Origin of the sequence: Shewanella intestini, from assembly GCF_018221465.1 — a bacterium.
GTDB lineage: Bacteria > Pseudomonadota > Gammaproteobacteria > Enterobacterales > Shewanellaceae > Shewanella > Shewanella intestini.
Window position 1 is genome coordinate 187,588 of sequence record NZ_JAAIKR010000005.1, and the last position, 12,189, is coordinate 199,776.

At 39.5% G+C, this 12,189-nt stretch carries 10 protein-coding genes; 6 read left to right on the forward strand and 4 right to left on the reverse strand.

From position 1 onward, the window contains the following. Positions 1-14: 14 nt before the first annotated feature. Both trxB and msrA read right to left on the reverse strand, forming a co-directional pair. On the reverse strand, positions 15-965 hold the full coding sequence (gene trxB, locus G3R48_RS07940; protein ID WP_153663549.1) for a thioredoxin-disulfide reductase: 951 nt from the start codon (positions 963-965) through the stop codon (positions 15-17). A gap of 228 nt (positions 966-1,193) precedes the next feature. Beyond that, a complete protein-coding gene (gene msrA, locus G3R48_RS07945; protein WP_153663547.1) occupies positions 1,194-1,673 on the reverse strand; it encodes a peptide-methionine (S)-S-oxide reductase MsrA in 480 nt (159 codons plus the stop codon). Positions 1,674-1,839: 166 nt separating this feature from the next. On the opposite strand from msrA, the gene astE reads away from it, so the two are divergent. The 5 genes from astE (at position 1,840) to nadA (ending at position 7,911) form a co-directional block, all read left to right on the forward strand. Continuing rightward, positions 1,840-2,868, forward strand: coding sequence for a succinylglutamate desuccinylase (gene astE / locus G3R48_RS07950; RefSeq protein ID WP_212593264.1), 1,029 nt, complete (start codon positions 1,840-1,842; stop codon positions 2,866-2,868). 153 nt (positions 2,869-3,021) lie between these two features. Beyond that, complete coding sequence (locus G3R48_RS07955; protein WP_153663545.1) at positions 3,022-4,200, forward strand: thiamine pyrophosphate-dependent dehydrogenase E1 component subunit alpha; 1,179 nt, start codon at positions 3,022-3,024, stop codon at positions 4,198-4,200. A 2-nt stretch (positions 4,201-4,202) separates the two neighbouring features. Further along, positions 4,203-5,180: a transketolase C-terminal domain-containing protein gene (locus G3R48_RS07960; protein WP_212593265.1), complete on the forward strand. Its 978-nt coding sequence runs from the start codon at positions 4,203-4,205 to the stop codon at positions 5,178-5,180. Between the two features lie 9 nt (positions 5,181-5,189). After that, complete coding sequence (locus tag G3R48_RS07965) at positions 5,190-6,743, forward strand: dihydrolipoyllysine-residue acetyltransferase (RefSeq protein WP_153663543.1); 1,554 nt, start codon at positions 5,190-5,192, stop codon at positions 6,741-6,743. A 100-nt stretch (positions 6,744-6,843) separates the two neighbouring features. Beyond that, complete coding sequence (gene nadA / locus G3R48_RS07970; protein ID WP_153663541.1) at positions 6,844-7,911, forward strand: quinolinate synthase NadA; 1,068 nt, start codon at positions 6,844-6,846, stop codon at positions 7,909-7,911. 281 nt (positions 7,912-8,192) lie between these two features. Here nadA and gap read toward each other — a convergent pair whose 3' ends face one another. Both gap and G3R48_RS07980 read right to left on the reverse strand, forming a co-directional pair. After that, a complete protein-coding gene (gene gap, locus G3R48_RS07975) occupies positions 8,193-9,203 on the reverse strand; it encodes a type I glyceraldehyde-3-phosphate dehydrogenase (protein WP_153663539.1) in 1,011 nt (336 codons plus the stop codon). 197 nt (positions 9,204-9,400) lie between these two features. After that, on the reverse strand, positions 9,401-10,237 hold the full coding sequence (locus G3R48_RS07980; RefSeq protein ID WP_153663537.1) for a DUF2989 domain-containing protein: 837 nt from the start codon (positions 10,235-10,237) through the stop codon (positions 9,401-9,403). Between the two features lie 202 nt (positions 10,238-10,439). On the opposite strand from G3R48_RS07980, the gene G3R48_RS07985 reads away from it, so the two are divergent. Then, positions 10,440-11,873: a glyceraldehyde-3-phosphate dehydrogenase gene (locus G3R48_RS07985; RefSeq protein ID WP_153663535.1), complete on the forward strand. Its 1,434-nt coding sequence runs from the start codon at positions 10,440-10,442 to the stop codon at positions 11,871-11,873. Positions 11,874-12,189: the final 316 nt, after the last annotated feature.

The following is a 12,189-nucleotide window of genomic DNA, read 5'->3' on the forward strand; positions in this document are numbered from 1 at the left end:
GTAGACAATAACGTCTATTGATCGTCTAAATATCTTTCAGCATCAAGTGCGGCCATGCAGCCTGTACCTGCAGAGGTAATTGCTTGGCGATAATGTTGGTCCATCACATCACCACAAGCATAAACGCCCTCGATGCTTGCTTGAGTTGCATTACCCTCAAGGCCACTATTCACTTTAATGTAGCCGTTATTCATTGCTAACTGTCCATCAAAAATAGTTGTGTTAGGGGAGTGACCAATTGCTACAAATACACCCGCGACGTCTAATTCGGTCACACTGCCATCTTTGGTACTTTTCATATTCAGACCCGTTACACCCATATTATCGCCAACCACTTCATCAAGAGTTTGATCTAAATGTAAGATGATATTGCCATTTTCTACTTTATCCATCAGGCGCTTAATTAAAATCTTTTCAGAGCGAAAACTGTCACGACGATGAATTAGATGCACTTCAGATGCAATGTTACTTAAATAAAGCGCTTCCTCAACAGCAGTATTACCGCCACCAATTACAGCAACTTTTTGGTTGCGATAAAAGAAACCATCACAAGTCGCGCAAGCTGATACGCCGCGTCCCATAAATGCTTCTTCAGAAGGTAACCCTAGGTATTTAGCCGATGCACCTGTTGCAATGATCAATGCATCACATGTGTATTCGCCATTATCACCTTTCAATTTAAATGGGCGTTCAGTGAGGGTGACTTCATTGATGTGTTCAAAAAGAATTTCAGTCTCAAATCGCTCAGCATGCTTTTGCATACGTTCCATTAATCCAGGACCAGTTAAACCTTCAGCATCACCTGGCCAGTTTTCAACTTCGGTCGTGGTAGTTAATTGACCACCTTGTTGCATCCCGGTAATCATTACTGGATTCAAATTTGCGCGTGCAGCATATACAGCCGCCGTATAACCTGCTGGGCCAGAACCTAAAATTAGCAGATTAATGTGACGAGATTCAGACATTATTATTCTCTCCAATTGATGCAAATAGCATATTTTGATGGATTGTATGGAATTTAATAGACAGGGTAAAGTAAAGAACGATGGAGTTTTCAGATTAAGCTAATCTATTTTGTAAACATATGTCAGCACAATAGGGGGGGGAGCTTAAAGTGATTGCCATTCGTTAGATACTGTAATCAAACCTGGGTGACGAATGTCATCGTCACCAAACGTTGTTTGGACATATCATTAAAAGCTGATATGGCAGCTCGGTAAGTTGTTTTTAGCTAAATACTGCTGATGGTATTCTTCAGCACGATAGAATGTCTGCGCGGCAACAATTTGGGTAACGATAGGCTTACCTTGCCATTTATTACTGGCGATTAAATTATTTTTGCTCTCATTTGCTTGCTGTTGTTGTTCTACGTTGCAGTAAAAAATGGTGCTTCGATATTGTTCGCCAATATCATCGCCTTGTTGATTAAGTGTGGTCGGATTATGGTTTGACCAAAAAATATCAAGCAATGTTTCAAAACTAACAATTGCTGGGTCAAATTCAACTCTCACGACTTCTGCATGGCCGGTACTTCCTTGTTTAACTTGCTCGTAAGTCGCTTCGCCATCCCTACCGCCCATATAGCCACAAGTCGCGTTGGTGACACCGTTAACCTCGCGAAAGAAATATTCAACGCCCCAAAAACAACCTGCACCAAATGTCGCTACTGCCATACAAAACCTTTTAGATGGATAGATACTTAGAAGTTTAGATGGCTAAAGCTAATCAATCTTATCATTAAAATCAAGTAAATTAGACAAAATTATAGGTCAATAACCCAAGTTGTTAATGGCTATGATAGAATTTGCGCGTCAAAAAACACCTTCAAGGAGAATAAGAGTGTTAGCACAAACAATACCAAACAATGACTTTTTGGCTTATACCTTAAGCCAAACAAAACAAATACAGCCACCACAAACTTTCGATTTACCTAATGGCATAGCGGTCGATGTGTTAGATAACGGCGTGATAAGTTTTACCCCACTAAATTATACAAAAGACATCATTCTTTCATGCGCTATTCATGGAAATGAAACTGCGCCTATTGAGATCTGCAATCAATTAATTGATGATATTTTATCGCTTAAAATCGAATTAAAGCAGCGAGTGATGTTTATTATCGGTAACCCAGAAGCCATATTAAACAAATCACGCTTTATCGATGAAAATTTGAATCGCTTATTTAGTGGTGCACATTCAAAAGGTCAAGGATTAACAAATAAAGAAAGGCATCGTGCAAAAGCGTTAGAAGCTCATGTGGCTCTTTTTTTTGCAAAGAACGATAATAAACAGCGTATTCATTATGACCTGCACACAGCGATAAAACCGTCTAAGCATGAAAAATTTGCAATTTACCCATATCGACCAGGCCGCAGTTATAGCGCTGAACAAATAGTGTTATTAGGGCTATGTGGTGTGAATACCATTTTGTACCACCATGAGCCAACCACGACATTTAGTTATTACTCATCAAATAAATTCAATGCAGATGCGTTTACCGTTGAACTGGGTAAGGTGATGCCATTTGGTGAAAATGATATGCAAAAGTTTGCGGCAACCCAAACAACGCTAACAACACTCTTGTCTGAGACTAATTTACCTCAAATCCCGTTTGATCCTACCCACTTTAATTTATATAAAGTCGCCCGTTCTATTAATAAACATCATGATGATTTCGAATTTAATTTCTCGCATTCCACAGAAAATTTTACTCAGTTTACTCAAGGAGAGCTTTTAGCCACTGAAGGCGGTCAACAAATACGTATAGAACATGATATAGAAGCCATTGTATTTCCAAATGCCAATGTTCCTGTCGGTCAACGCACAGTATTATGTTTAATTCCTGCGCCCAATGAAGATGTCACGTAAAATAAGGCAATCGTAAAAAAAATTATACATACATTATTAGACTTAAATACGAATCGAAACTCAGCTACTATTGCTAGGTAGTTTACGTTAACGTAATGTTTGTCCGCATATTATAAATCAGGTAATTACTTACCCAAAAAACAAGAGCATTCTATGAGCAACGCAACCATGAATAATGACACAGTGCATCGTGTCAGCTTCTTAGATAAAGCGTCATTGCACATTCCTATCTTGCGTATCTTGCAAGCTGATGGCACGACTTATGAACAGGCTATCTTACCCAATATCGATCAAGCCTTAGCCGAAAAAATTCACGATACATGTGTATTTACCCGAGTGCTTGATGAAAGAATGCTCGGCGCACAAAGACAAGGTCGTATCAGTTTTTACATGACTTGTACTGGTGAAGAAGCTTCTATTATTGGTAGTACAGCAGCATTAGATGACGGTGATGTGATTTTAGCGCAATATCGCGAACACGCTTCTTTACGCTACAGAGGTTTTACAACTGAACAATTTATGAATCAAATGTTCAGTAATGAAAAAGATTTCGGCAAAGGCCGACAAATGCCAATCCATTACGGCAGTAAAGAATTAAATTACCAAACAATTTCATCGCCTTTAGCGACTCAAATACCTCAAGCAACCGGTGTGGCTTATGGCTTAAAACTGCAAGGAAAACGCAATGTCGCCATATGTTACTTTGGTGAAGGCGCGGCCTCAGAAGGTGACTTTCACGCCGGTTTAAACATGGCAGCAGTTTTAAAATCACCGACTATTTTCTTTTGTCGTAATAATGGTTATGCCATTTCAACGCCAACTGAAGAACAATACGCTGGTAATGGTATTGCCAGTCGTGGGGTGGGTTACGGCATGCATACCATCAGAGTTGACGGTAATGATATGTTGGCAGTGTTAGCTGCAACCCAACAAGCTCGTGCATATGCGCTTGAGCATAATGCGCCAGTATTAATAGAAGCAATGTCATACCGCCTAGGTGCGCATTCATCATCAGACGATCCATCAGGGTATCGCTCAAAAGAAGAAGAAGAAAAGTGGCAGCAACACGATCCTGTTAAGCGCTTTAAACTTTGGATGATTAATAAAGGTTGGATGGACGAAGCAACAGATGCACAACTTCATGAAAAATACCGTGAAGAAGTGTTATCTGCCGTTAAAGTGGCTGAGAAGCTCCCCGCACCACATATCGATGGCATTATTGAAGATGTATTTGATAAGCCAACACCGATATTAAAAAAACAACTAAAAGAACTTAAAGAGCATATTAATAAATACCCAAATGCTTATCCGAAAAGTGCAGGGAGACTATAACCGTGGCTCAAATGAATATGTTACACGCCATTAATGAGGCGTTATCCATTGAGATGGAAAAAAACCAACGGATGGTCGTGTTTGGTGAAGATGTGGGCCATTTTGGCGGAGTTTTCCGTGCAACTTCAGGTTTACAAGAAAAGTTTGGTCGTGACCGCTGCTTCAATACACCATTAACAGAACAAGGTATTGCTGGTTTTGCCAATGGCCTTGCATCAAATGGAATGACTGCTGTCGCTGAAATTCAATTTGCCGATTATATCTTTCCAGCATTTGACCAAATCGTTAATGAGTCAGCCAAATTTCGTTATCGTAGCGGCAATTTATTTGATGTTGGCGGCTTAACTTATCGCACCCCTTATGGTGGCGGTATTGCAGGGGGTCATTATCACTCTCAATCGCCTGAAGCGTATTTCACACAAACGCCTGGGGTGAAAGTGGTTGTGCCACGCAATCCTGAACAAGCTAAAGGCTTGTTGCTTGCAGCAATTCGCGACCCAAACCCAGTTATTTTCTTTGAGCCTAAGCGTCTATATCGCGCATCAGTGGGTGAAGTGCCAGAAGGCGATTACGAGATTGAACTTGGTAAAGCTGAAGTGGTAAAGCAAGGAACCGATATCACCGTTTTAGCTTGGGGCGCACAAATGGAAATTGTCGAGAAAGCGTGTAAAACAGCTGAAGCTGACGGTATTTCGTGCGAAATTATTGATTTACGCTCCTTGGCACCGTGGGATGTTGATACCGTTGCGGCATCAGTTAAGAAAACTGGACGTTTATTGATAAACCATGAAGCACCGTTAACAGGTGGCTTTGCTGGTGAAATTGCAGCGACTATTCAACAAGAATGTTTCTTATACCTTGAATCACCTATTAATCGTGTATGTGGTTTAGATACGCCGTATCCACTGATCCACGAGAAAGAATATATGCCAGATGAGCACAAAACGTATGAAGCAATTAAAGCAACTGTAACTTTCTAGGAGTTGGCAATGATTAAAGATTTTATTTTGCCAGACATTGGTGAAGGTGTTGTTGAATGTGAATTAGTCGATTGGTTAGTCAGTGAAGGGGATGTCGTTGAAGAAGATCAACCGATTGCTGACGTGATGACGGATAAAGCCTTAGTACAAATTCCAGCACCACATGCAGGTGTGATTACTAAACTTTATTACGCTAAAGGTGACATTGCGATAGTGCATCAACCGCTTTACGCAGTTGATGTATCGCAAAGCTCTGGCGGTGTTGTCGCAGATGAACAAGCTAATACTAGCCAAGGCGTTACTGAAACCATTTCCCAAATCAATAACGTCACTGAAGATTTCTTGTTGCCGGATATTGGCGAAGGCATTGTAGAATGCGAATTAGTTGAATGGTTAGTCAATGAAGGCGAAATGGTTGAAGAAGACCAACCTATTGCTGATGTGATGACCGATAAAGCTCTGGTTCAAATCCCTGCGATAAAAGCCGGTAAACTGGTCAAACATTATTATCGAAAAGGGCAACTCGCGAAAGTTCATGCACCTTTGTTTGCCATTGAAGTACAGGCAGAAGTCACCACCACGGTTGTAGAAAAAACTTCAGTTTCAGCTCCACAAATTGAACCGGTCTCGACAGAAACAGTTGCCCAAGGAAAAGCGCTAGCAAGCCCAGCAGTGAGGCGTTTAGCCCGAAGCCTTGATATAAACATTGCTGATGTAAAAGGTTCAGGTAAAGCTGGCCGTGTTTATAAAGAAGACATTACCCGCCATCAACAAGGTAATCATCAGCAACATGTTAAAGACAACGCTACGGTCAATCCAACGTCAGCTATTGCACCACATGCGACGATGATTGATGCTGTAGATCGTATTGAGTCAATTAAAGGTGTTAAAGCAGTAATGGCTAAAATGATGGTTGAGTCTGTATCGACCATTCCACATTTTACTTATTGCGAAGAGTTTGATTTAACGCAGCTGGTAGCACTGCGTGCGGATATGAAAGCACGTTATTCTACCGATGAAGTAAAACTCACCATGATGCCATTCTTTATGAAGGCGATGTCATTAGCGATTAATGAATATCCTATTTTGAACACCCAAGTTAATGCCGATTGCACTGAGCTTACTTACAAAGCCAGCCATAATATTGGCATGGCAGTGGACTCTAAAGTAGGTTTATTAGTACCAAATGTTAAAGATGTCCAAAACAAATCTATTTTAGATATTGCTGCTGACATTACACGTTTAACTAATGATGCAAGAAGTGGCCGAGTAAAACCTGCTGATCTCAAAGCAGGCACCATTACCATCTCTAACATTGGCGCCTTAGGTGGCACAGTGGCAACGCCAATTATCAATAAACCTGAAGTGGCGATTGTGGCTTTAGGCAAACTGCAAGTGTTACCAAGGTTTAACGATAAAGGTGAAGTCGAAGCTCGAAAAATTATGCAAGTCAGCTGGTCAGGCGATCATCGCGTGATTGATGGTGGCACTATTGCTCGTTTTTGCAACTTGTGGAAACACTATTTAGAACAGCCACAAGAAATGCTGATGGCAATGCGCTAAGTAACCTAAAACAATTTATAAAAGGACGCAGATGCGTCCTTTTGTTTTTTGTAAGCTTTACGTATAATTTAGCCAATTTTTATCTTAATCAGGAAGCCTTATGAGTCTGTCGGCACCTAAAATTGACGTAATCAATTATCCTTTCCCTGCAAAACCGGCCATATTATCTGACGATGAAAAATCTTATTATAAAGCGCGGATAAAGCAATTATTAAAAGAACAAAATGCTGTACTTGTTGCTCATTATTATACCGACCCTGAAATTCAAGCATTAGCTGAAGAAACAGGAGGCTGTGTTTCAGACTCATTAGAAATGGCACGTTTTGGCCGTGATCATCCCGCTGATAAACTCATTGTCGCCGGCGTGAAATTTATGGGTGAAACCGCTAAAATTCTTAGTCCAGAGAAAACTGTTTACATGCCAACATTGGATGCAACCTGTTCATTAGACCTTGGCTGCCCGATTGAGCAATTTAGTGAATTTTGCGATGCACACCCTGACCATACCGTTGTTGTTTATGCCAATACTTCAGCAGCAGTGAAAGCCCGTGCCGATTGGGTTGTTACATCAAGCATCGCTCTAGAAATTGTTGAACATTTAGATTCACAAGGTAAAAAAATTATATGGGGACCTGATCGTCATTTAGGATCTTATATAGCAAAACAAACTGGCGCTGAAATGCTCATGTGGCAGGGGGATTGTATTGTTCATGATGAATTTAAGGCAAAGGCGTTAAAAGAATTAAAACAACAAAATCCTAACGCAGCCATTCTTGTACATCCTGAATCTCCTGCTAATGTGGTCGCTATTGCAGATGCCGTAGGCTCAACTAGTCAGCTGATAAAAGCTGCGCAATCAATGGATAATGACACCTTTATTGTGGCTACAGACAAAGGCATTTTTTATAAAATGCAACAAGCTGCACCGGGCAAGACATTAATTGAAGCCCCCACTGGCGGCAATGGTGCTACATGTCGTAGTTGTGCACACTGCCCTTGGATGGCAATGAATGGTTTGCAAGCTATTTATACTTCACTGACAGCACGAGATAAGCAAAACCATGAAGTCTTTGTTAATGAACAGCTGAGATTAGCGGCTTTAAAACCGTTAACCCGTATGTTAGATTTTGCCAAAGACTTAAATATGAAAGTTAAAGGTAATGCATAAACTATTCGTTAGGTTTAGGTTTAGGTTTAGGTTTAGGTTTAGGTTTAGGTTTAGGTTTAGGTTTAGGTTTAGGTTTAGGTTTAGGTTTAGGTTTAGGTTTAGGTTTAGCAAAAATATTTTCACACCAATCACGAGTTTATAGATTTAACCTAGTGGTTTGTGACACCAACAATAAAGCCACCTTAATAAGGTGGCTTTATTTACTCTAAAAAAAGGGTGATATGGAAAAAATAAAAAACCTCGCAAAAGCGAGGTTTTTATTGGCACTAATAACAATGCATTTATTTAGCTGTCATTAACGCAACTGTATTATCTAACATGCGGTTACTGAAACCCCATTCGTTATCATACCAAGCCATCACTTTAACTAAACGACCATTTACACGTGTTTGTGTCGCATCAAAATTTGAAGAGTAGGCGTTGTGATTAAAGTCGATTGAAACAAGAGGTTCTACATTAATTGCCAATGCTTCATTTAATGGAGCGACTTTTGCAGCATCAGAAACAATTTGGTTAATTTCTTCAATGCTAGTATCACGACCGGCTACAAACGTTAAATCAACTAACGATACGTTTACCGTAGGAACACGAACCGCTAAACCGTCAAACTTACCCTGTAATTCAGGAACAACAAGTCCTACTGCAGCAGCTGCACCTGTTTTAGTTGGGATCATTGACATTGCTGCAGCACGAGCACGACGTAAGTCAGTATGGTAAACATCTGATAAGCGTTGATCATTAGTATAAGCATGAATAGTGGTCATAAGACCTGATTCAATCCCAATTGCATCATTTAACGGCTTTGCAAATGGTGCTAAACAGTTTGTGGTACATGATGCATTTGAAATCACTGTCATATCTGAAGTGATAACATCATTATTTACGCCATAAACAACAGTGGCATCAACATTTTTACCAGGAGCTGAGATGATCACTTTTTTAGCACCAGCGGCTAAATGTGGTTGAACAGCTTCTTTTGATGTGAATATACCAGTACATTCGTATACCACATCCACATTTAATTCTGCCCAAGGTAATTTAGAAGGGTCACGTTCTTGGAAGGTTAAAATCTTATCGCCATTGACATAAATTGCTTCATCGTCATTTTCTACTTTAGCGTTAAAGCGCCCATGAACTGAATCATATTTAGTTAAATGTGCATTAATCGATGCATCACCTAAATCGTTTAATGCAACGATTTCAATTGGGTAATCTTTTTCACTTTCATAAAGTGCACGTAATACATTTCTACCGATACGGCCATAACCGTTAATTGCAACACGGATAGTCATCGCATATCCCTCATAATTGAAAATAATTTGGTGGCTCATCCAACGCCTAGTAGTAAAATTACCAAATTGTACGTCATGGTCAAGCAAAAAAGCGTATTTTGGCGACATTTGGGCAATTAATTCGTATTTTTTTTACATAAATCAATTTTAATAATATTGAAACGTCAATAATAGCTGTAAATGTATACGATGTTTTATTAAATGTTTTTTAATTGTGTTGCGAGTTCAGATTGTGAGAAATGACCAGATTGTAATAAAGAAGCTAGCATTTTTGCTTTGGTGTTTAACGTTTCAGCTGTTTGTTTATTTCCATTAACAAGGCCCATTAACTGGTGATCATCTGCTTTATTATCAGTCATTAACAAATTGGTTTTAGTGAGTAAATAAGCCCATTGTAATTGCTGTTGTTGGTGAAATATTGACGCTAATCCTAATAACCAATTGGTATCAAAATTTTCCGGGTCATCCAATGAAAAGAGTTTCAGGTATAGCTTCTTCGCATCATTTGGCGAGTAACGAACATAATAAGTCGCTAGAGACGCTAACTGTTCTGGTTCGGTTATTTGATTGTTGCGATAGGCAGCCAAGACAATTTCTCTAGAAGCATCATCATTAAAGCGTGTCCAGCGGTAATAGGCTAAATACACATCTGTATCATTTTTAGTATATTCTTGCAGCTGCGCCAAAGTTTGAGTACTAATAGCATAGGCCCGTTCTCTGTCTTCTGTGCGATGGGTATTCATAACATGCTTAACCCCGGAGGCCATTTCCATGCACTGACTGTATTTCTCTAGGTAACGTAAAAGTAGATAGAGATCTTTTCCATGTGGCTTTTCAACGCTTAATAAATGATAACGATGACGAATTAAATCGCCTTTTTCGAATCGACACCAACTATCTTTGTGCAAATCGGCACAAAGTTCAGGATTATTTTTACAAATATAATCGCTATTTTGCGGTTTTTCACAACCAAATAGTCCGAAAATTAACCCCATCATTCCAATTGATGTAATTATTACAAATTTTTTGTTCAATTGCGCTTCTTACCTAGTTTTTTTCTAATTAAATTACAAGTTTACAAAATATTTCTTACTAGCGTAATAGGCCTATTTTCATTACAATGTCGCCGACCTAGCGGGGGGCTACCCTCAGCAATAAAAACATTATTGGTCTTTTCTTTTTGTTACTCAAACCTTTCTTCAATTAATGCAGAAAAGTGAGATAAAGGATCCCTACATGAGCGCAGATAAACATTTACAAAGCTGGCAAGAACGATTTGAAATGGCTGAAGCAATGCAACCATTGCTTGGTAAGCTATACCGCAACCAAGGTGTTGAAGTCACGGTATATGGCAAGCCGTTACTTAATGCATCAACTATTGATGTCATTAAAGCGCATCGTCTTGTACGACGCCATGTCGGTGAAAAACTGCGTCTGCGTGAGAGTTACCCATTTGTTGAAGCACTTAGCAAGCTTGCAGTTAAGCAATGTAAAGTTGATATTGGTAAATTAGCGGTAAATTACTGGAAAACCCATTCAGATGCCTCACAAGTTCAAGTGTATATGACCAAAGAGCTTGATCAAGCGATCAACTTTGGTGATGACACGCCAGCTCGTGATGTTGTTTTATACGGTTTTGGTCGTATCGGCCGTTTGTTAGCCCGTTTAATGATTGAGCGTACCGGTAAAAGTAACAAACTTTGCCTAAGAGCGATTGTGCTGCGTGGTGGTAAAAAAGGTGATTTAGAAAAACGTGCAAGTTTACTTCGCAGAGATTCTGTTCACGGACCCTTTAATGGTTCGATTGCTGTTGATGAACAGAACAATGCGCTTATTGCTAATGGTACGTTTATCCAAATTATTTACGCCAATTCACCCGATGAAGTTGATTATACCAAATACGGTATTAACGATGCTTTAGTCGTTGATAACACCGGTATCTGGAAAGATGAAGCGGGTCTTGGTTTACACCTTAAGAGTAAAGGGGCCAGCAAAGTACTATTAACCGCACCAGCAAAAGGTGAGATTAAAAACGTGGTTTATGGTGTTAATGAAAATGACATTCTAGACACGGATAATATTGTTTCTGCTGCAAGCTGTACTACCAATGCCATTACGCCAGTTCTAAAAGCGATTAATGATAAATTTGGTATTGAAAATGGTCACGTTGAGACTATTCATTCATATACTAACGATCAAAACTTGATCGACAACTACCATAAAGCTGATCGTCGCGGTCGCAGTGCACCATTGAATATGGTCATCACTGAAACAGGTGCCGCTAAAGCAGTGGCTAAAGCATACCCTGTGTTAGAAGGTAAGCTAACAGGTAACGCTATACGCGTACCAACACCGAATGTATCCATGGCCATTATCAGCCTTAACTTACATAACGAAACTAATCGTGATGAAGTTAATGATTACCTTAAATTTATGGCACTACAGTCTAAACTACAAAATCAAATCGATTTTACAGAGTCGACTGAAATTGTATCAAGCGATTTAGTTGGTTCTCGATATGCTGGTGTAGTTGATTCACAAGCCACCATTGCAGAAGGTAACCGTGCCATTTTATATGTATGGTATGATAATGAGTTTGGTTATAGCTGTCAGGTCGTGGGCGTTATGCAAAAAATGCTGGGGTTAACGACGCTATTAATGCCGGAGTAAAATCTTTTTTCTTCAGTGACATTACATGACTACGCTGATTAAAATAAGCGATATAAAAGCCTCTTTGGTCTTAAAGACAAAAGGGGCTTTCTAATACCATATCAATTTGATTATTAATAAAACATATCGAATAGATAACCATCGAACAGAATGGTTTTCGTGATTTTTATTACTTTGTTGATTGACAGATTTATTCAAATCAGTAAAATTCATTTCACTCAAGCAGCACGCTTAAGTAAATGAATTGCGACATTAGCTCAGTTGGTAGAGCGATACCTTGCCAAGGTATAGGTCATCGGTTCGAACCCGATATGTC